Origin of the sequence: Arthrobacter silvisoli (assembly GCF_003369445.1) — a bacterium.
GTDB lineage: Bacteria > Actinomycetota > Actinomycetes > Actinomycetales > Micrococcaceae > Arthrobacter > Arthrobacter silvisoli.
This window is the reverse complement of sequence record NZ_QRCU01000006.1, coordinates 34,418-55,035: the sequence shown is the minus strand read 5'-3', so window position 1 is coordinate 55,035 and position 20,618 is coordinate 34,418. Positions and strand designations below refer to the sequence as shown.

Annotated in this window: 17 protein-coding genes; 9 read left to right on the top strand and 8 right to left on the bottom strand. The window is 67.7% G+C overall.

Translation table 11 applies throughout. The annotated features are described in order from the left end of the window. Complete coding sequence (locus DWV11_RS00890) at positions 1-1,188, bottom strand: efflux RND transporter periplasmic adaptor subunit (protein ID WP_136017852.1); 1,188 nt, start codon at positions 1,186-1,188, stop codon at positions 1-3. Positions 1,189-1,364: 176 nt separating this feature from the next. Here DWV11_RS00890 and DWV11_RS00885 point away from each other — a divergent pair, with 176 nt between their 5' ends. Next, on the top strand, positions 1,365-2,444 hold the full coding sequence (locus DWV11_RS00885) for a Gfo/Idh/MocA family protein (protein WP_115786968.1): 1,080 nt from the start codon (positions 1,365-1,367) through the stop codon (positions 2,442-2,444). Between the two features lie 170 nt (positions 2,445-2,614). Beyond that, positions 2,615-2,773 carry a chaplin family protein gene (locus tag DWV11_RS20590; RefSeq protein WP_115787000.1) on the top strand — a complete coding sequence of 53 codons (159 nt, stop codon included), beginning with the start codon at positions 2,615-2,617 and terminating at the stop codon, positions 2,771-2,773. On the opposite strand, the gene DWV11_RS00875 is transcribed toward DWV11_RS20590, so the two are convergent. Further along, complete coding sequence (locus DWV11_RS00875) at positions 2,770-3,237, bottom strand: DoxX family protein (protein ID WP_115786965.1); 468 nt, start codon at positions 3,235-3,237, stop codon at positions 2,770-2,772. The genes DWV11_RS20590 and DWV11_RS00875 overlap by 4 nt on opposite strands. A gap of 108 nt (positions 3,238-3,345) precedes the next feature. On the opposite strand from DWV11_RS00875, the gene DWV11_RS00870 reads away from it, so the two are divergent. Continuing rightward, complete coding sequence (locus DWV11_RS00870; RefSeq protein ID WP_115786998.1) at positions 3,346-4,449, top strand: FAD-dependent oxidoreductase; 1,104 nt, start codon at positions 3,346-3,348, stop codon at positions 4,447-4,449. A 70-nt stretch (positions 4,450-4,519) separates the two neighbouring features. Here DWV11_RS00870 and DWV11_RS00865 read toward each other — a convergent pair whose 3' ends face one another. After that, positions 4,520-6,739, bottom strand: a complete 2,220-nt coding sequence (locus DWV11_RS00865) for an NADP-dependent isocitrate dehydrogenase (RefSeq protein ID WP_115786963.1) — start codon at positions 6,737-6,739, stop codon at positions 4,520-4,522. A 357-nt stretch (positions 6,740-7,096) separates the two neighbouring features. On the opposite strand from DWV11_RS00865, the gene DWV11_RS00860 reads away from it, so the two are divergent. Then, positions 7,097-8,071, top strand: a complete 975-nt coding sequence (locus tag DWV11_RS00860) for a trypsin-like serine peptidase (RefSeq protein ID WP_210725633.1) — start codon at positions 7,097-7,099, stop codon at positions 8,069-8,071. Between the two features lie 104 nt (positions 8,072-8,175). On the opposite strand, the gene purH is transcribed toward DWV11_RS00860, so the two are convergent. Beyond that, positions 8,176-9,858: a bifunctional phosphoribosylaminoimidazolecarboxamide formyltransferase/IMP cyclohydrolase gene (purH, locus tag DWV11_RS00855; protein ID WP_115786959.1), complete on the bottom strand. Its 1,683-nt coding sequence runs from the start codon at positions 9,856-9,858 to the stop codon at positions 8,176-8,178. A gap of 173 nt (positions 9,859-10,031) precedes the next feature. On the opposite strand from purH, the gene DWV11_RS00850 reads away from it, so the two are divergent. The 3 genes from DWV11_RS00850 to DWV11_RS00840 are packed head-to-tail and all read left to right on the top strand — an operon-like array spanning position 10,032 to position 13,305. Beyond that, entirely contained in the window at positions 10,032-10,982 is a 951-nt protein-coding gene (locus DWV11_RS00850; protein WP_115786996.1) for an N-acetylglucosamine kinase, read from the top strand. Continuing rightward, the gene (murQ, locus tag DWV11_RS00845; protein WP_115786957.1) at positions 10,957-11,931 is read left to right on the top strand and encodes an N-acetylmuramic acid 6-phosphate etherase; all 975 of its coding nucleotides are present in this window, start codon (positions 10,957-10,959) and stop codon (positions 11,929-11,931) included. The genes DWV11_RS00850 and murQ overlap by 26 nt, the downstream gene beginning before the upstream one ends. Before the next feature lie 21 nt (positions 11,932-11,952). Continuing rightward, a complete protein-coding gene (locus DWV11_RS00840) occupies positions 11,953-13,305 on the top strand; it encodes an MFS transporter (protein ID WP_115786955.1) in 1,353 nt (450 codons plus the stop codon). 46 nt (positions 13,306-13,351) lie between these two features. Here the strand turns inward: DWV11_RS00840 and DWV11_RS00835 are convergent, their stop codons facing one another. The 3 genes from DWV11_RS00835 to purN form a co-directional block, all read right to left on the bottom strand. Next, a complete protein-coding gene (locus tag DWV11_RS00835) occupies positions 13,352-15,931 on the bottom strand; it encodes a bifunctional lysylphosphatidylglycerol flippase/synthetase MprF (protein ID WP_168404497.1) in 2,580 nt (859 codons plus the stop codon). Positions 15,932-15,960: 29 nt separating this feature from the next. After that, positions 15,961-17,265, bottom strand: coding sequence for an alpha/beta hydrolase (locus DWV11_RS00830; RefSeq protein ID WP_168404495.1), 1,305 nt, complete (start codon positions 17,263-17,265; stop codon positions 15,961-15,963). A gap of 80 nt (positions 17,266-17,345) precedes the next feature. Next, complete coding sequence (gene purN, locus DWV11_RS00825) at positions 17,346-17,918, bottom strand: phosphoribosylglycinamide formyltransferase (protein ID WP_115786951.1); 573 nt, start codon at positions 17,916-17,918, stop codon at positions 17,346-17,348. A gap of 38 nt (positions 17,919-17,956) precedes the next feature. Here purN and DWV11_RS00820 point away from each other — a divergent pair, with 38 nt between their 5' ends. Further along, a complete protein-coding gene (locus DWV11_RS00820; RefSeq protein WP_245953378.1) occupies positions 17,957-18,385 on the top strand; it encodes a hypothetical protein in 429 nt (142 codons plus the stop codon). Between the two features lie 13 nt (positions 18,386-18,398). Here the strand turns inward: DWV11_RS00820 and DWV11_RS00815 are convergent, their stop codons facing one another. Continuing rightward, positions 18,399-19,715, bottom strand: coding sequence for a cell division protein PerM (locus DWV11_RS00815; RefSeq protein WP_115786947.1), 1,317 nt, complete (start codon positions 19,713-19,715; stop codon positions 18,399-18,401). 188 nt (positions 19,716-19,903) lie between these two features. Here DWV11_RS00815 and DWV11_RS00810 point away from each other — a divergent pair, with 188 nt between their 5' ends. Continuing rightward, a complete protein-coding gene (locus DWV11_RS00810; protein WP_115786946.1) occupies positions 19,904-20,365 on the top strand; it encodes a DUF4383 domain-containing protein in 462 nt (153 codons plus the stop codon). Positions 20,366-20,618: the final 253 nt, after the last annotated feature.

Here is a 20,618-nt window from a genome sequence, read left to right as displayed (position 1 = left end):
CTAGCCGCCCGCCGGACCGTACATCATTTGCCCCGGGCCGGGCATGGCCGGATTCGCGGCGGCACCCGGCACGAACTCCAGCACCATGTCCCCCTCGGCCAGGCCCGAAGTGACCTCCACCTTGGAGCCGTCGTTCAGGCCAAGCTTCACGCGGCGCTGCTCCGGTTCCCGGGCCTCCCGGACAGGGGCTCCAGGGGCTCCGGGTGCGGCACCTGGCGCGGCTCCGGCGTCCGCTACAGCCGCAGCTTCCCCGGCGAGCCAGACGATTCCTTCCTTGACGCTTCCCTTCACCGAGCTCAGCGGAACAGTGATGACATTCTTCGACTCGCCCGCCGTCACGGTCATAGTGGCGCCGAGGCCTGCGAAGACCTCCGTTCCCGAGGGGATGGCGCAGCTCAACGTCCCGGTGGCCGGTCCGCCGTCCTGGGGTGCTTCCCCTCCCCCGCCGGGAACGGCGACAGCGGCCGGCTGCAGGCCGCCCGCAGCCACCGCCATGCCACCCGCACCCGTGCCGCCACCCGTCCCGCCTCCGGAAGCACCGGCGTCGGAGGCGTTGTTCTTAAGTGTCACTTCCGGGCAAGTGAAGGGCGCCGGGCCGCCGGTCAGCGCGATCTCCGCCGAGCCCGGCTTGCCCAGGAGCCGGAACTGCTGTGCGGCGGTCACGGGGCCGGACACCGTGTAGCTCCCCGGGTCCACCTTGCCCACGGTCTCGCCAACGGTCACCTGCTGGTCGATCAGCACACCGAGTTCGCTGACTTTGCCACCTCTTGGAGCGGGAACATCCGTGTAGACATACACCGGTTCGCTGCTCTGTTCTTCCGCAGCTTCTTCACCCGGTTCGGTAGCCTGCCCCGCTTCGCGGGGCTGCTCCGTCCGTACCTGGATCACCGCCTCGCCTTTGGCGACTGTGGTCCCGGCGTCCCGGTAGATATACACCACGGTTCCGGCGGCGGTGCTCCGGACGGCCTGTGCGGGATCGCTCTGGACCGTCGCTTTGAGCTGCACGGTGTTCGTCACCGTGGCCCGGACCGCGGGTACAGCCGGCGTCCCCACCTGCGCCATCGGGGCCGGCCCGGATTCTTCGGACCGCAGGCCGTCGATGAACGCGATTTTGACCAAAGCCAAAGCTATGACTGCAAAGACCAGCAGCCAGGCCACCGGCAAGACGACACGTCGAAAAACACTCATCCCTGCTCCATTCGGTAACTCCCCACAGAAACGCTCTGCGAGGGATGAACTACCCCAGCCTAAACGTACCGACCGGCACGTATGTTTTACCGGGAGCTTGAGTTACCCGGCCAAGCGGAGGAAAGCCGCCCGGAGGGGGCACCGCCTGCGGTGTCCCGGGTGAGAGGATGGTCACCATGAGCAAGCACATCGCCAGGCCATGGCTGTTCAACCAGGAAAACCAGGACCCGCGGGCCGCCACCGGAAAGACCCTGCGCTGGGGCGTCGTCGCCACGGGCGGGATTGCCCGGACCGTCACCGGGGACCTCCTCCAGCTTGAAGACGCCGAGCTGTACGCGGTCAGTTCGCGGAGCCAGGAGTCGGCGGATGCCTTCGCCGCGATGCACGGCGCCAAGAAGGCGTACGGGGACGACGGCGGAGTGCATGGCTACCAGCGGCTGCTCGCCGACGACGCGGTGGACGTCGTCTACGTCGCCACCCCGCATGCCCAGCATTTCGAGGTGGCCAAGGCCGCGCTGGAGGCCGGCAAGCACGTGCTGTGCGAGAAGGCCTTCACCATCAATGCCCGCGAGGCCGCGGAACTGGTGGCCCTGGCGCGCGATCGGCAGCTCTTCCTGATGGAGGCGGTGTGGAGCCGTTTCCTGCCCAGCATGCAGAGGGCCTTCGCGATTGCGGCCTCGGGCGAGCTGGGCGAGATCAAATGGGTCAGCGCGGACCTGGGCTTCCCCGCACCGTACGACCCCGCGGCACGGATCTGGTCACCGGCGGACGGCGGCGGCGCCTTGTTGGACCTCACCGTCTACCCGCTCCTCTGGGCGTGGGGCACCCTTGGCGCCCCGCAGACCGTCAGCGCCGTGGGCACCCTGAACAGCGACGGCGTCGACTCCCAGAACGCGCTGACCCTCGGATACGACAGTGGCGCCCTCGCGCAGCTGACCTCTTCCTTGCTGGCACACGGCCCGCGGTCTGCGTCCGTGGCCGGAACCGGCGGGTTCCTGCAGACCCACGGCTCCATCAACAATCCGCGCGAACTGCACATCCGCACGGGGTGGGACGAGCCGCGGGTGGAGCGTTTCGACGTCGTGGGCGTTGGCTACTGCTATGAACTGCGCGAGGTGACCCGGTGCGTCCAACAGAGCCTCACGCAGAGCCCCGTGATGCCGTGGGATGACACGGTGGACACCATGCGCTTGTTTGACGGCGTCCGGTCGCAACTGGGGATCCGCTACGCCAACGACCAGCCCAAGCGCGTGTGACAGGAGCGTCACACGGGGTTGGAAGATTCCGTACCAACGCCCTGTTCCCGTCATCTACCGGGACCGCCATGACACTTGGCGTCGATATTCCGCTTTTTCTGGACCGGCCAATTCCCTGGTCCTACGATGTACGCAACCGTTGAATCTGAGTCAGAGGCTGGGGGCGTCAGATCAAAGCTGCGCAAAGCCGCATAGCTGCTTCGGAAACCACGGCTACTAATCCGGCGGGTGGCGTCCCGTCCGGAGATCAGGTGGTGGCTCCGATTGCGGTCCCTGTCAACATCGGAGCCACCATGCTGACGATACTTCCGGCGAACTTCAGCCGCTAGCGCCTCCCGCTTTTCCTGCCCGCCCCTCGCACTCCGAAGCCCCGCGCCCCGGACATCTTCCGGTCCAGTGAGGCGGCGCCCGAACCCAGGAACACCAAGGCCAGGGACACCACGACGTAAACGATGAGCAGTTCGCCGGCGATCCCGCCTGTCCCGGCCAGCAGGGGCTTGCCGGATTCGGTGACGAACCAGATGGCTGCGAACATGACCGCTGCCAGGAACCCGGCCAGCCGGGTGAAAGCTCCCAGCAGGAACATCGCGCCGAGGCCCGTTTCGCCGAGGATGACCAGCCAGGACAGCATCTCCGCTTTCTGCACTCCCATCCCGGCAATGGACGCTTCGAAGGCTTCCTGCCCGGCCAGGATCTTCCGGACCCCGTGCAGCGCCATGAGGGCGCCGACGCAGATCCGGAGCAGCGCGGTTCCGTACGAGCTCGATGCGGCGGAAGGATTGAGGAAATTCACCCACCCAATCTAAGCCGCCCACCCAACTGGCTCGCATTTTTGTCGTTACGAGCCCTCGCAACTCAACGACTGCGAGCCAGTCGGGGGCTAAAGGGCAGAATGGAAGCCATGAATGTTGACGTAGTGGTGGTAGGCGGCGGAGCGATGGGCTCGGCCGCGGCCTGGCAGCTGGCCCGGGGCGGCACATCGGTGGTGCTCCTGGAGCAGTTCGAAGAAGGTCACAAGATCGGGGCCTCGCACGGCGCCACCCGGAACTTCAACACCGCCTACGCCGAAGCGGACTACCTCGAACTCCTCGCCGAATCCCGGAAGCTGTGGGACGAACTGGCCGAGGAAACCGGAACGCAGCTCCTGGACCTCGTCGGACTGGCGAACCACGGCAACGTGGCCAAGCTCCGCACGGTCCGCGAAGCCCACCAGGAACGGGGTATCGAGAGCTACTTCCTCTCCGCAGCCGAGGCCGGGGAACGCTGGCAGGGCATGGCCTTCCGCGGCGACGTCCTGTTCGTGCCCGGCTCCGGCCGGGTGCGGGCGGCCGAGGCACTTATAGCGCTGCGGAAAGCGGCCGAGGCCCGCGGCGCCCGTTTCGAATACTCGACGCCGGTACGCGCCATCCGGGTCCTCGGCGCCGACGCGGTGCTCGTGGTGACGGACCAGGCCGAGTACACGGCCCGCCGGGTGGTGGTCACGGCCGGCGCCTGGGCCGGCAAGGTCCTCGACGGTCTCGCCACCCTGCCGCCGCTGGTGGTCACCCAGGAACAGCCGGCGCATTTCACACCGCTGGACGGCTCCCTGGACTGGCCCAGCTTCAACCACAACCCGGATCCGGACGATCCCAGGGACGACTACTGGTACAGCCCCGTCTACGGCATGCTGACTCCGGGCGAGGGCATCAAGGCCGGGTGGCACGGTGTCGGCCCCGTGACGGATCCCGATGCGCGCACCTTCGAGCCCGAACCCCGGCAGCTCGAAGCCCTGGTGCGCTACGCGCGCGAGTGGCTTCCCGGCGTCGACCCCGCAACGGCGGTGCCGATCAGCTGCACGTACACCACCACTCCGACCGAGGACTTCGTGCTCGACGGATTCGGCCCGCTGGTGGTGGGCGCCGGCTTCTCGGGACACGGCTTCAAGTTCACCCCGGCGATCGGCAGGGTCCTGGCGGACATCGCCGACGGCGGCGTGGCGGCACCGCGTTTCGCAGCGGTGCGCTGACGGGGCGTTAAACCCAACTGACTCGCAGTAGATGTCGTTTTAACTGCGAGTCAGTTGGGTTAGGCCGTGACTACTTCAGGCCGGCGATCACCGTGTTGAAGGTCTCGGACGGGCGCATGACGGCGGAGGCCTTGTCGGCGTCCGGGCGGTAGTAGCCGCCGATCTCCACCGGGGAACCCTGCACGGCGAGCAGCTCGCCGACGATGGTTTCCTCACCGGAGGTCAGCGCCTCGGCGACCTTCGCGAAGGAGGCGGCCAGCTCGGCGTCGGCGGTCTGCTTGGCCAGCTCCTGGGCCCAGTAGGAGGCCAGGTAGTAGTGGCTGCCGCGGTTGTCGATGGTGCCCAGCTTGCGGCCCGGCGACTTGTTCTCCAGCAGGAAGGTGCCGGTGGCGCGGTCCAGGGTGTCGGCCAGGACCTGTGCCCGGGCGTTGCCCTCGGTGGTGGCCAGGTGCTCGAAGCTGACGGCCAGGGCCAGGAACTCGCCCAGGCTGTCCCAGCGCAGGTAGTTCTCCTTGAGGAGCTGCTGCACGTGCTTCGGGGCGGAACCGCCGGCACCGGTTTCGAAGAGGCCGCCGCCGTTGATCAGCGGAACCACGGAGAGCATCTTGGCGCTGGTACCCAGTTCCAGAATCGGGAAGAGGTCCGTGAGGTAGTCACGGAGCACGTTGCCGGTCACCGAGATGGTGTCTTCGCCCTTGCGGATGCGCTCCAGGGTGAAGGCGGTGGCCTTCTCCGGGGACATGATCTCGATCTGCAGGCCCTCGGTGTCGTGGTCCTTCAGGTATTCCTTGACCTTGGCGATGAGCTGGGCGTCGTGCGCGCGCTCTTCGTCCAGCCAGAACACGGCGGGGGTCTTGGAGGCGCGGGCGCGGGTGACAGCCAGCTTGACCCAGTCGCGGATGGGCAGGTCCTTGGTCTGGCAGGCGCGCCAGATGTCGCCGGGGGCAACCTCGTGCTCAATCAGAACCTTGCCGGAACCGTCAACCAGCTGCACCTTGCCGGCGTCCTGGATTTCGAAGGTCTTGTCGTGGCTGCCGTATTCCTCGGCGGCCTGGGCCATGAGGCCGACGTTCGGGACGGTGCCCATGGTAGTGGGGTCGAAGGCGCCGTTGGCACGGCAGTCGTCAATCACCACCTGGTACACGCCGGCGTAGGAGCTGTCCGGGAGGACGGCCAGGGTGTCGGCTTCCTTGCCGTCCGGGCCCCACATGTGGCCGGAGGTGCGGATCATGGCCGGCATGGAGGCGTCCACGATCACGTCGGAGGGAACGTGGAGGTTGGTGATGCCCTTGTCGGAGTCGACCATGGCCAGTGCCGGGCCGTTTTCCAGGCCCTGCTTGATGGCGGCGGCAACGTCTTCGCGGATGTCTTCCGGGAGTTCGTCGAGGCCGTTGAGGATGGAGGCGAGGCCGTTATTGGCGCTCAGGCCGGCGGCGTCGAGCTGCTTGCCGTAGGTGGCGAAGAGGTCGGCGAAGTAGGCCTTGACCACGTGGCCGAAGATGATGGGGTCCGAAACCTTCATCATGGTGGCCTTCAGGTGTGCCGAGAACAGCACGCCTTCTTCCTTGGCGCGGGCAACCTGGGCGGCGAGGAATTCGTCCAGGGCGGCGGCGCGCATGACGGTGCCGTCGACAACTTCGCCGGCCAGCACGGGGATGGACTGCTTGAGGGTCTTGACCGAGCCGTCTTCGCGGACCAGCTGGATGCGAAGGGTGTCGTCGGCCGGGACCACCACGGACTTTTCGTTGGAGCGGAAGTCATCGGCGCCCATGGTGGCGACATTGGTCTTGGAGTCGCTGCTCCAGGCACCCATGGAGTGCGGGTTCTGGCGGGCGTAGTTCTTCACGGACAGCGGGGCGCGGCGGTCCGAGTTGCCTTCGCGCAGCACCGGGTTCACGGCGGAGCCCTTGATCTTGTCGTAGCGGGAGCGGATGTCCGTCTCTTCGTCCGAGGAAGGGTTGTCCGGGTAGTCCGGGAGGGCGTAGCCCTTGCCCTGCAGTTCGGCGATGGCAGCCTTCAGCTGCGGGACGGATGCGCTGATGTTGGGCAGCTTGATGATGTTGGCTTCGGGCTTCTTCGCCAGTTCGCCGAGCTCAGCCAGGGCGTTACCGATGCGCTGCTCTTCGGTGAGGTAGTCCCCGAAGGCTGCGATGATGCGGCCGGCCAACGAGATGTCTCGGGTTTCCACGTCCACGCCCGCCGTCGAAGCGAAGGCCTCGATGATCGGCAGGAAGGAATACGTGGCCAGCATCGGCGCTTCATCGGTGTGGGTGTAGATAATCTTGGCCATTGCTCGGGCGTCTCCCTGAAGGTCTCCCGGGGCTGCAGCCGCACCATTGCTCCAATCGGCACGCAGGACGGACCACAAACCCCTTGCGTTGTTTGCCGGATGATGCCCGGCGGAACATTCCAACTATGCCACAGCGGGCCATTTTGCCCCTAAATTGCGGGGATTCCCGGGATTCCATGACGCGCCGCCGCGAGGGCGGCAGACGGCACGGCAGCCGCCCTCATAATTCATAGAGCGCTATCACAAACTCTGAAACATCCCTTTACAAAGCTGTCACAGCACGGGTACCTTCATTCCGTTATCCCGCGGCGGGGTTTCCGTCCGGGCCCGCTTTCCCCACCGAAAGTCAGGACAATCGTGACAAGAACCAAGACCCTGGCCACAAGCCTTCTCGGTCTCTCCGCGGCCGTACTGTTCGCCTTCACATCCGCGGGAGGGGCGGCCGCGACCTCCGCGTCCCCGGACATCAAGGAGGTGTCCCACCCCGTCAGCACCGTCCTGCAGACCAGCGGCGTGGCCGACTACTGGACCCCTGAACGCATGCGCTCGGCAATCCCGGGCGACGTCCTGGCACACAAGGCGCTGGAGCGTGGCAAGAGCACATCCCGTGCCGCCGTCGAAAAGGGCACCTCGACCAGGATTTCGGGCAAGGCCGGCAAGGGCAAACCGTCCCTGCACACCGACGAGGCCCCGGTATCGCACATCGGCAAGGTCTTCTTCACCCTCGGTGGCCTCAACTACGTGTGCTCCGGCAACTCCGTGGCTTCGGCCAACAAGAGCACCGTCTCCACCGCCGGCCACTGCCTCAACGAGGGCCCCGGAGCCTTCGCCACCAACTTCGTCTTCGTCCCGGCATACCTGAACGGCGCGGCTCCGTACGGGAAGTGGACCGCACGCGCCCTGTACACCACCAGCCAGTGGAGCTCCGGCGGGGATATCCAGTACGACACCGGCTTCGCCGTCGTCTCCACCCTGAACGGCCAGAGCCTCTCCGACGCGGTGGGCGCCTCCGGCGTCGAGTTCAACGCGGCCCGCGGCCTGAGCTACAAGGCCTTCGGCTACCCCGCCGCGAGCCCCTTCGACGGCCAGTCACTCAAGGCCTGCACCGGCACCGCCCATGACGACACCATCAACCCCGGCGGCACCACCCAGGGCATCCCTTGTGACATGACCGGCGGCTCTTCCGGCGGCCCCTGGTTCATCGGCAGCAACTCCGACGGCTACCAGAACTCAATCAACAGCTACGGTTACGGCAGCCGCTCCACCACCATGTACGGCCCCTACTGGGGTTCGGTCATCCAACAGGCCTACGGCACCGCCTCCGCCAACTGAGCTGAGTTAACGCAGCCCGGTTAAGCGACGACGGCGGCCGTCCCCTTTGAGGGGACGGCCGCCGTTTTCGTGTGGGCTGCAGTGCTTCTTAGCTGCAGTGCTTCTTAGTGGAAGAAGTGGCGTGCGCCGGTGAAGTACATCGTGATGCCCGCAGCGTTGGCCGCGGCAATGACTTCCTCGTCCCGGACGGAGCCGCCGGGCTGGACCACGGCGCGGACACCGGCGTCGATCAGGATCTGCAGGCCGTCGGCGAACGGGAAGAACGCGTCGGAGGCCGCCACGGCGCCACGGGCACGCTCAGGTGCGCCCGCTGCGGAGGCGTTGGACGCGCCGCCGGGGGCATCGCCCCCACTAGCGCTGTCGGACTCCACCGTCATGCCCAGGGTGTTGGCGCGTTCGACGGCCAGCTTGCAGGAGTCCAGACGGTTGACCTGGCCCATGCCGATACCGACGGTGGCACCGTTGTCGGCCAGCAGGATGGCGTTGGACTTGGGGGCGCGGCAGGCGGTCCAGGCGAAGGCGAGGTCGGCCAGGGTGGCGTCGTCTGCGGCTTCACCCGCGGCGAGGGTCCAGTTGGCGGGGTTGTCGCCGTCGGCGTCCACCTTGTCGCTCATCTGCACCAGCACACCGCCGGACACCTGGCGCATCTCGGCCGGATAGCGGTCGTAGCCCTCGGGCAGGGCGAGCAGGCGGATGTTCTTCTTCTTGGAGAGGATCTCCACCGCTTCCGGCTCGAAGTCCGGGGCGATGACGACCTCGGTGAAGATACCGGCGACCGTGCGCGCCATGCCGGCGGTCACGGTACGGTTCGCGGCGATCACGCCACCGTAGGCGGAGACGGGGTCGCAGGCGTGGGCCTTGGCGTGGGCGTCAGCAATGGGGTCCTCGGCGTCGGCGGAACCGACGGCCACACCGCAGGGGTTCGCGTGCTTGACGACAGCCACGGCCGGCCCGGCGAAGTCGAAGGCGGCGCGCAGGGCGGCGTCGGCGTCCACGAAGTTGTTGTAGCTCATGGCCTTGCCGTGCAGCTGGTCGGCCTGGGCGATGCCGGCCGGGGCGGCCTTGTCCACATACAGGGCGGCCTGCTGGTGCGGGTTCTCGCCATAGCGCAGCACCTCGGAGCGTTCCAGCGCCAGGCCGGCGTACGCCGGCCAGTCGATGACGCCGTCGCCGTCCTCGTCCAGGAACTGGGAGGCGGTCCAGGTGGCCACGGCGGTGTCGTAGGCAGCGGTGTGGGCGAAGGCCTTGGCGGCCAGGCGGCGGCGGGTCTTCAGGTCGAAGCCGCCGGCCGCGGCTGCCTCAACTACTTCACCGTAGAAGGAGGGGTCCGTGACGATGGTGACGGCGGCGTGGTTCTTCGCGGCCGAGCGCACCATGGCGGGGCCTCCGATGTCGATCTGTTCGACGACGTCGTCCTGCCCGGCACCGGAGCGGACCGTTTCGACGAAGGGGTACAGGTTGACGACTACGAGGTCGAAGGGCTCGATCTCCATCTTGGCCAGGGTGTCCATGTGGGCCTGGACGCGGCGGTCGGCGAGGATGCCTCCGTGCACGCGCGGGTGCAGGGTCTTGACCCGGCCATCCAGCATTTCCGGGGAACCGGTGACTTCTTCGACTTCCTTGACCGGGATGCCGGCCGCGGCGATCTTCTTGGCGGTGGAACCGGTGGAGACGATGGCGACGCCGGCTGCGTGCAGGCCCTTCGCGAGCTCCTCCAGTCCTGTCTTGTCGTAAACCGAGATGAGTGCACGGCGGATAGGGACACGGTCAAGCTGCGTGAAGCTCACAAAAAATCTCCGTCTTGGATCGCGTTGGGCTCGCGGATGGTGGGGATACGCCACAGTTTATCGCGTCCGCGGTGGCCCCCGTTTTCATTGCGTTGCGGCGCCCCGCTCTCCGTGCTCTGCAACCCCCCAAAGGACGTAGAGCAGGCCTCACAACGCGTAGTAGCTTAGTGCTCATGAACGCTTCGGAGATGGTGCTGGTGGCCGATCTCGGCAAGAGCAGGTGCCGGCTGGAACTGCGCTCCGGAGACCGGGTGCTCGCCCAGGCAGACCAGCACGGCTTCCCCGGACTTGGTATCACCGACGGCGCACGGCTGGCCTTCGAGCTGCTGGAAGAGACGGCCGCGATGATTCCCGCGGAACTGACCGCGTCTGGCCCGTCCGGATCCCCGCTGGCCGGTTTCGGTGCAGCCGTGGCCGGCGTCGAGGCTTCCGCCGAAAGCTCCAGCGAACTGGCCGCCCTGCTCTCTCGCCGCTTCCATGTCCCCGCCGCAGTCCTTTCCGACGCCACCGCCGCGCAGCTCGGCGCCATGCAGGGCGCCCCCGGCACCGTGCTCATCGTGGGCACCGGCGCGGTGGCGTTCCGCTTCGACGACGGCGGGCAGTTGCACCGCGCCGACGGCTGGGGCCCGCTGCTGGGCGACCGCGGCAGCGGCCGGTGGATCGGCCAGCGCGGCCTGGAGGCAGTGGTGCAGGCGTTCGACGGCGGCCCGGAGACTTCGCTGAGCGCCGCGGCCGGCGCTTTGGTCGAGACGCCCCTCCTCCTCCCCGCCTGGCTGGGCGGTTCCAAGAACCCGTACCGCAGCATGGCCAATTTCGCTCCCCTGGTGCTGCACGCCGCGCAGGCGGGTGACGCCGTCGCGCGCAGGATCGTGGACGAGGCCTGCACCATCCTCGCCGGCACGGTCACGCGGGCCAACGGCGGCCACGGCCGGGTGGCGGTGCTGGGCGGCCTGGCCAGCTCGGTGTACTTCGCGGGCCTCTTGCACAACACCCTGGCTTCGGCTGGGATGGAGATGGTCGAGCCCCTCGGCGACGGCATGGACGGGGCGGCCCTCGCTGCGACGCGCCGCGGGCTCCTGCAGGAAAGGTACATCCACCGTGACGGAACAAACTGGCCCGACTGACCCCACCGCCGCAACCCCTCCGCACGGCGACCCCCTGGCGGGGCTGCGCACCGAACTCGCCGGACTGCAGACCGAACAGGCGGCCCCGGACCTGGGCGGCATCGACACCATGGGCACCGCCGAACTCGTGGCCGCCATGAACGAGATCAACCGCGGCGTCCCCGCAGCCGTCGAGGAAGCCGCGCCCGCCATCGAACAAACAGTCGACGCCGTAGCGGAGCGCCTCGCCCGCGGCGGCCGCCTGCTCTACGTCGGCGCCGGAACTGCGGGCCGGATGGGCGTGCTGGACGCCAGCGAGTGCCCGCCCACCTTCGGCACTCCCCCGGGCCTCGTGGTGGGCATCGTCGCCGGCGGCCCCCAGGCCATCCAGAAACCGGTGGAGTACGCCGAGGACAACGCCACGGCGGGCGCCCGGGATCTTCATGACATCAACGTGACGGAAAAAGATGCTGTGATTGGCATCTCCGCCTCGGGCCGCACGCCGTACGTGATCGGAGCGCTGGAGGAAGCCCGCAGCCGGGGTGCGTTCACGGCGGCGATCGCGTGCAACCACGGCTCGGCCATCGGCAGGCTAGCGGACGTGGCAATCGACGTGGTGGTGGGCCCGGAGTTCGTGGCAGGCTCCACCCGGCTCAAGGCCGGAACCGCCCAGAAACTCGTGCTGAACATGATCAGCACGCTCACGATGGTCAAGCTCGGCAAGACCTACGGGAACCTGATGGTTGACCTGAAGGCCACCAACCAGAAACTCCTGGCACGCTCCCAGCGCACCATCCAGCACGCCACGGGAGCCGACGCGGACACCGCCATCCGTGCCCTCGATTCGGTGGGCGGATCGGTCAAGGCGGCCATCCTGGTGCTGCTGACGGGCATCGATCCGGGGCAGGCCAAGGGCGCCCTGGACGAGGCCGGCGGCTTCCTGCGGAAAGCGATAGAAAACCACCGCTAAAGTTTTCCCCAGGAGGGGAAAATGAACACGTATACGTCAGTGCCCAGCGGTGAGCAGGTGGTCCAGGAACTGCCTTGGCGCTGGGCGGTCCAAGGCCGGATTTTCCTGATCGGCGGCTTGGGCTTCATGTTCGACGCCTGGGACGTCACGCTCAACGGCATCCTCATTCCCCTGCTCTCCAAGCACTGGTCCCTGGAAGCAGCCGACGCCGCCTGGATCGGCACCGCCAACCTGATCGGCATGGCCCTGGGCGCCTTCGCGTGGGGAACCATCGCGGACACGATCGGGCGCCGGAGGGCGTTTACGGCCACACTGCTGATCTTCTCGCTCTTCACCGTGCTGGGCGCCTTCGCCCCGGACTTCGTGTGGTTCTGCATCTTCCGCTTCATGGCCGGTTTCGGCCTGGGCGGCTGCATTCCGGTGGACTATGCCCTGGTGGGAGAGTTCACCCCGCGGAAGCAGCGCGGCAGGGTGCTTACCGCGATGGACGGCTGGTGGCCGGTGGGCGCCGCGCTGTGCGGTTTCGTGTCGGCCGGGCTGATGGCCGCGTTCGCCGACTGGCGCCTGACCATGCTGGTGATGGTGCTGCCGGCCCTGCTGGTGTTCTGGGTGCGGCGCAGCGTGCCCGAGTCCCCGCTCTTCCTGATCCGCAAAGGCCGGCGCAAGGAGGCCGCGGAAGTCATCGACGCCCTCGTCGCTGCCACCGGCGCGGAGCCGCGCGCGTACAGCCTGCCCGATCCGCAGGGAGCACCGCGGCTCTCCGCCGGGAGCGCGTGGACCCAATTGCGCAGCCTGTGGCAGTTCAGCTGGAAGATCACGACGGCGGCCTGGGCTTTGTTCTTCACCGTCCTTCTCGTCTACTACCTGAGCCTGACCTGGATGCCGCGCATCCTGATCGGCGCCGGGTTCGAGGAATACAAGGCGTTCCTGACGACGGCGGGGATGGCCGCCGTCGGACTGCTGGGCGTGGTAGTGGCGGCGCTGCTGGTGGAGCGGCTGGGCCGCAAGTGGATCCTCGCCGTGACCGGCCCGTTGTCCGCGGCGACGCTCGTAGTGGTGGCGCTGGTGGTGGACATCCCGTCCGCTGCGGTGTTCTGGCTGCTGGTTTTCGGCTTCGTGGTGCAGGTTGCCATCCCGGTGCTGTACGCCTATGTGTCCGAGCTCTACCCCACCGAACTGCGGGGATCGGGGTTCGGCTGGGCCTCGACGTTCTCCCGGATCGGCGCCGGTTTCGGCCCGCTCGTGTTTGCCTCGTTCTTCTGGCCCACCTTCGGCCTGGCTACGTCCTTCGCGCTGGCCGGCGGACTGGTGCTGCTGGCGGTTCTCTGGATGGGGCTCTTCGCCCCGGAAACCAAGCAGCGCGCCCTGGACTGAGCCTGTTCAGTACTGAGGCCGTCCAGCCCGGCGTGCGCCGGGTCCGTCAGTCCCGGCGCCCCAGTGCGCGTGCGAGGACCATGCGTTCCCTGGCGGACACCTCGGGCAGGTAGGCGCGTGCCAGGGCCATGCCGATACGCGGCAGTGCCGAGAAGTCCGGGAAGGCCATGAACAGCGTGGTGTATTCAGGGTGGAACTTCGCCTTGAAGCGGAACAGGGAGCCGAAACCATAGGCCGGCTCGAGCGTCCTTGACAGCCAGGCGAGGAAGGCGGCGATGCCGGCTTCGGTTCCCTCCGGCTCTGCGTTCTCCGGTACCGGTTTGGTGGCCAGTGGAGCACCGGACAGGCTCACATACCGGGCGCCTTCCTCCTGCAGGTGCAGCGCGGCAGAGGCGATCAGGAATTCCATGACGCCGTTATGGGCATCGGGTGCGCGGCGCATGAAGTCCAGGGTCCAGGCGACCACCTCCCCGCCGTCATACACCGGCATCCAGGACGTCAGCGCCTCGATGCGCCCGTCCTCTGCCACGGCGAGCATGAGCCGGACCTCCGGATCCTTGAGTTCCTCCAGGCCGCCCAGGGTGAACCCCATTTCGGGCAGCTTGTTCTCCGCCACCCAGGATTCGGAAATGGCCACGATTTCGGTGGTCGCCGCGAACGGCAGTTCGCTCCAGGACGTCCACACTGCCGTCCTGCCTTCACGGATCGCCTTGTTGAGGGCGGTCCGCACGCTCTGCCAGTGCTTGCCCTTCATGGTGAATCCGGCGGTGTGGATCACTGTCTCCTCGCCCACCGGCATGTGCCGCCAGCCGAGCCGCTCGAAGTAGGGCAGCAGGCCGGGGTGGAAGGAATAGAAGACAGGGGTCCAGTTGTGTTCATCGCAGAACACCAGGAATTCACGGAGGGTCTGCTCCACCCGGTCCGGGGCGCAGACAGGCTCGCCGAGGACGATGGCCTGCCCGTTGACCTCGCGGTACGCGAGGGCCCCCTCACCGTCGGCGGTGAACCAAGGGGTGTTGCCCTCCCAGGTGGTCATATGCCCGAGCGAGCCGCCGCCGCGGCGGCGCAACAGCGCGCGGAACTTCTCGACGTCGTGCGCCACTGCAAGGCGCGGCGAGCGCGAAAGCAGCCAGAGGGCAGCGAGCACGAAGACCGCCCAGAACACGGGTCCGCTCCACTGGTAGGCCCAGCTCACGGCGGTGTGCCGCGGGACCACCAGGTGCGCCGGCCCGCCGAGGAAGTGCGGCGGGACGAAGCGGCGCGGCGCTTCCAGGAACAGCGTGGCAGCGTTGACCCGCGGCGCGATCGACTTCAGCGCGGACAGGGCGGTGACCGTGCAGGCGGCCGCCAGGACCAGGAAGGAGCCCAGCACCACCAGCAGGAAACGGCGGAACGCCCGCCGGGGTGCCCGGATGCCGAAGTGCCTGCGCTTGAGGATGAGCAGGAGGAGGGAGGCCACCGGGACCAGGGCCGCCGTGATCATCCAGACCAGGAGCTCCTGGCCGTTGAACGGGCGGTGCACCGGGGTTCCGGACTGCGCGATGAGGCGCACCACGCTGAACGATGCCGGGGAGACCAGGAGGATCGCAGTGTTGACGCACACCGCGAGCCACCAGCCGAAGCGCCTGCCCCGGTACAGCCCCCACGCCGCCACGCCCAGGAGCACCACGGGGACGAAGGCAAGGACCACCATGCCCGGTCCCTGCGAACCGATCCGGGCGAGCTGGTGGATACAGAGCCGGGACAGCGGCATGTCGCCGCGGCAGGCCGCGGCGAGCGTTCCGGGGTCCACGGGGTCGTTCATGAACAGGTAGGAACCGAACGCGAAGGGCGTCAGGTCCGTGCTCCCCAAATAGGCCACCAGCGGGCCCACTGCCGTGACCAGGACGACGGCGGCGACCAAGGTGCGGGTTTCCCGGTGCGAGCTGTAGGCCACGTGGAGGGGGCGCTTGGCGGACCGCAGCAACGCGCCCAACGGAAGGCCGGCAAGCACGGCCAGGAGCCGGTAGAAGTCTTCGGGGTCGCCTGAATACAGGACGAAGATGAGCACAAACGTCAGCAGGACCACCCTGATCCGGCGCCGCCACAGCAGCCCCATGCTGCCCGTGGCAGTGGACAGGGCGCCCAGCACGCCGGTGAGCGGATCAACCGTGGTGGAGGCGGACGCGCCGGTGGACCACCACTCCCAGGTGAGCGTTCCCAACCATTGCAGGAGGAGGCCCAGGAACCCGCCTGCCAGGCCGGTCGCGAGGAAAGCAAGCGCGGCCTTCCGCGTCCCGAGGGTCCGTTCCGCCAGACCGAGCAGCAGGATGGCCCCGATGGCCGCCAAGGCGGTTGCCGTGGCGTCCTGCGGAACCAGCAGCGCCGTCAGCAGGGTCCACCCGTGGCCTCCCTCGAAAGTGGTGTCCACGCCCAGGCCCCAGTGCACGCTGGCATCCACGCCGAACAGGGTGCGGCTGAACACCGCAGCGGCCAGGAAGACCGCCGCCATCAGGAAGGAGAAAGGGATGCGCCGGAGGAAGCTGTCCAGGCGTTCCTTGCTGTTCTGCACGTGGCTGCGCTGCTCCGGCGGCACGTTTCCCGGGCCGCCGTGCGCGGGTGGACGTTGCGTTGGCGGACCCTGCATGGGTGGACGCTGCCGGGTGATGTTGTGGCTCATGACGGCGACAGGCCCCAACGCGGGTAAAGGATCCGGAAGGCTTCGGCGAGCCCGCCGGCCACGGCGTTGCGGACGTGTCCCGCGCCCGGGACGCTGAAGAAGGATGCCCTGATTCCCACGCCCAGGGCGGTGGCGAGCATGCGTTGGGCCTGCTTGGTGTAGTCCGGGTCCTTGCTTCCGGCCGTGTACACGCCCACCATGTCCTCGTAGCGGCCGTGGGCGCGCATGATGTTTTCCGGCTTCACGGCGTCGTATTCCGCCTGGTTCCCGCCGAACACGGTGGCCAGGTTGTAGGCGGGCTTTTCGGATCCTTGGAACTCCTCGCCGGAGATGGAGATGTAACTGCCGAAGTCCTGGGGGTACTTGGCCGCGAAGTAGCTGGCGCACACCCCGCCGTCAGAGTATCCGGCGAAGGCCCAGTGCTTCCGGTCCTGCAGGATGGGCAGGTTGGCGCGGGCCCAGGGCAGGACGTCCTGCATGACGTAGCTCTCCACCTTGCCCCGGTTCGAGTCCAGGCAGAGCGGGTCGCTGTACGGGTCGCCCAACTGGTCCACCACCAGGATGATCGGCGCCAGGCCGTGGTTCTGCGCGGCCATCGCGTCGGCCACGTTCCCGGCCGGCTGCGGGCTGGGCGCTCCCGGCTGACCCATCATCATGATCACGAAGGGCAGCAGCGGTGGATGCTTCACCAGGGCCGCGGGCGGAAGGTAGAGGCCCGACCAGCGAGCCTGGAACCCGGAGTGCTTGGCCGGAATGGGCAGGGGCGTCTTGCCCCGGAGGCCGGTTTGCGGCATATCGGCAGGGGCCGTCCATGTCTCGTACAGCGGCCGCTCCGAACTCTTGAGCCACGTGGAGCGGAGCGGGATGCGGACGGTGTTCGCGGTATTGATGTTGAGCACGGATCCCAGGGTCTGGTTCAAGCCGTAGGAGGCGTTGACCTGGAAAGCAGCGGTGGCGATGAACACCGGGACAGAGCCGGCGGCGAGCACTGTCCGCCACCAGCGGCCACCCCGGAAATTGGCGATGGCGAGGGCGATCGCGGCGAAGGAGGCCGGTGCCCAGAACCAGACGTCGGCAATGAGGGGTCCTCCAAAAGTGTTGTCAACGAAGACGCAGTACCAGAGGACTCCGAGCCCCACTGCGGTCCCCGTGGCCAGCGCGCCGGCGGCCAGCGCAAACCAGCGGACGTTCCGCTTCTTGAGCAGCAAGCAGGCCAGCAGGGCCGAGCTGAGGAGGGTCCAGGCGAGCAGGAAGCGCGGCCCCGTGACCGTCATATCCAAGACGGGTTTCCAAAATCCCACAACCGCTCCTCGCATGTCCGCCGGTGCTACTCAAGGCGCGCCCGTATCCACGGAGGGGTGTCTGTCCGGCGTGCGATTCTTTATAGCAAGCGTTGCTGGGCGATGTCTGACAAAGTGCTGACAAGCAGCCGACGTTCCACGACCTTGATGCGTTCGTGCAGCGAGTCCTGGTCATCCCCGGGGAGGACGGTCACGGCTTCCTGGGCGATGATGGGCCCGGTGTCCACGCCGGCATCCGCCCAGTGGACGGTGCAGCCGGTGACTTTCACGCCGTAGGCCAGGGCGTCGCGCACGCCGTGCGCGCCGGGGAAGGCTGGCAGCAGGGCGGGGTGGGTGTTGAGGTATTTGCCGTGGAAGGTGTCGATGAATTCGGGGCTGACGATCCGCATGAACCCGGAGGACACCACCACGTCCGGCTGGTAGGAGGCCACCTTCGCGGTGAGGGCAGCGTCCCATTCGGCGCGGGTTTCGAAGGAGTTGAAGTTCACCACGAAGGTTTCCAGGCCGGCGTCGGCCGAGCGCTGCACGCCGTAGGTGTCCTCGCGGTCGGCACCCACGGCGGCGATGTCGACGTCGAGCTCCCCTGCCTTGACGGCGTCGATGACCGCTTGGAGATTGGAACCGGTGCCTGAGACGAGGACAACAATGCGCATTGCAATAGCTTATGGCTGCCTCGCGTAGGCTGGAAAACATGAATCCCGACGCCGGACCCCGCCCGCAGCTGCCAGCTCAGGGGGAGGCGGCGGCAGCCGCGCAGTCCCGTACGCAGCTCCTGTTCCGAAGTTTCCTGTTGACCGTGCTGGGCGCGGCGTTCGTCTACACCATGAACGTCAGCTACGTGTGGCTGAGCGGCATCCTCACCGTGGCCGCTTGGGTGTTGGGCGTTGTGGTGATGGTCCGCGCGGTCCGCTTCCGGCAGGGCAGGATCCTGCTGTTCGGCACGATTTCCGGACTGATGGTCTCGGCGGTGCTGGGCCTGCTGGTGGCGTTCTCGGCGTTGTTCTTCAACCAGGTCAACACTTTCCAGGAGTGCGCCCGGGACGCCCTGACGGACCGGGCCCTGGCCGGCTGCACGGCGGACTTCGAGAACTCCTTGCCCGCGGCTCTGCGGCAGCCCTGACCCTGCAGCAGGCCTAGAACTTGGCGGCTTCCAGGTCCGCCTCGCGCAGCTTCTGCCGGCGTTCCAGCCACGGCCCCGCCGTGTACCCGATGACGACGCCGATCCCCACTTCCGCGGCCAGCCAGGCCGCCGTCCAGAGCGGGTCGGGTCCAATCTCCGTGAGGCGGCCGATGCCGGCCGATCCCCGCGCAATCCAGGCCAGTGCACCGGCGAGGGCACCGGCGACGGCGCCGATGAGCGCACCGAGCACCACCGTGGACGCGGCGGCGGTGAACCAGCGGGCGCGGATCTTGATCGAGAGCCATTCGTCAAAGTGGTTTTCGCCCTCGCGCAGGAACCACCAGCCGGCCAGCACCCCGGCCAGCACGGGAAGGACCAGGGCCACCACGCCGAACTCCAACTGTCCGGTGGGCAGCCCGCCGAAGACAGGGACCGCGGGTAGGGGCCCGACGGCGGTGCCCAGCGGTCCGGCGTGCGAGCCGACTCCCAGCGAGAAGCCGGAGCCGGAGCTCCAGGCCAGGGTGAAGACCACCAGGTTGGGCAGGTAGCCGAGCTGGGCGATGGTGAGGACGGCGCCGCCGAGCGCCCCGGCTTTCAGGCCTTCGTAAACGGCGATGATTTGTGCCCAGTGGATGCCGAGGTCGACGGCGAGCAGCAGGGCGGCCAGGGCAAGCGAGGCCATCAGCGCCACGGACCCGGCCTTGATGGCGGAGGCGAAGTAGGAGCCTGCCCAGCGGGAATGTTGGCTGGTGCGGGCGATCCAGTCCACGGCGTCCACGCCGATGAGCCTGCTCCAGGAGCCTGATTCGCGGCGCGCCCCCACCACCATGCCCAGGCCGAAAGGGATGAGGGGCAGGAGCATGCCAAGCCAGATGTTGATGACCACTTCCTGGGTGCGGCAGATGAAGGCCGTGGCTGCACCGAAGGCACCGTAGACCAGGAGTGCGCCCAGGAACGCCTGCCACAGCTGGTCGGTGTATGACGCGCGGGCGAGCCGGCGGCCGGCGCGCCAGGCAAGCAGGAAGGGAATAAGGGTCAGGCCAAGGGGGAACAGGGAGAGGACACCGCTTCCTGGCTGGGCCGCGGTGCCGAGGTTGACCGAGGCGAGTTGGAGGGGGACACCGTGGATCAGCAGCCAGGACTGGCCTGCCAGGCGGGCCAGGAAGTCGACCTTGCGGTTCTCGAATCCGTCGGTGGCCCAGACCCCGGCGAGGGGCAGGATCACCACCAGCGCGGAGATGATGGCCGCCTGCGCCGATTCGAGTGCACCCTGCAGCCACAGGGGCATGGGAAGGCCACGGTTTCCGGTCTGGTCAGCACGCAATTTCATCGTGATCCATCGTGCCACGAAGGCCCTGCCCGGGCCCGTCGGGCGCGCTGGTGCGGGGCTGTTTTGACGCCGGCCTGGGCGCCCGCGGACCGGCCGCCTGTTGCGGAACGCGGGGGCCGCCGTCGGGCGCCTTTTCAGCGGCCCGGACGTAAGATGGGGAGTGTTCCCACGGAATGGTTGGAGGGCATATGAGCAGCGCGGCGTCACATGCGCAGGGAGTCCATTTCGGACGCCAGGACATCCAGGTAGCCGGCATCGGCGTGGCCTTGCTCGTGGCGCTGGTGGGCGTGCTGGGCTTCGTGCCGGGCATCACCACCCAGTACTCGGAGATGCGGTTCTTCGGGCCGGATTCGCAGGCGATGCTGCTGGGCTTGTTCCAGGTGTCGGTGCTGTTGAACCTGGTGCAACTGGCCGTCGGGGTGAGCGGCTGGTTCATGTCCCGCACCGTGTCCGGGGCGCGGGCGTTCCTGTATGGCTTCGGTGCCTTGTATGTGGTGCTGAGCGCCTACGGCCTGGGCGTCGGGACGGATTCCGCAGCGAACTTCCTCTCGGTGAACATCCTGGACAACTGGACGCACCTGGTCCTCGGAATCCTGATGATGACCGCCGGCTGGATGTTCTGGCCCAATCAGTCCGGTGGGAGAAAGTAGCCCGGATCTGGCAATCCCGGGACGATGAGGAGTGGCCAATGAATAGCGAGCACAGCTCAATCTAACGAGTCATCAAAAGGGTTGGCACAGTCTCTCCGGCGAAGCTGCCGGGGGCTGCGCCAATCTTTTTGTTTGCCGGGCGGTGGCACCGGAAAAATCACTGGACTTCCACGCATCCGCCTGCCCAGACTGTCCTAAGAACCGGCAGCCCGGCCTATTGGGGGTCCACACGCCGCCCGTTCACTGACGCTGA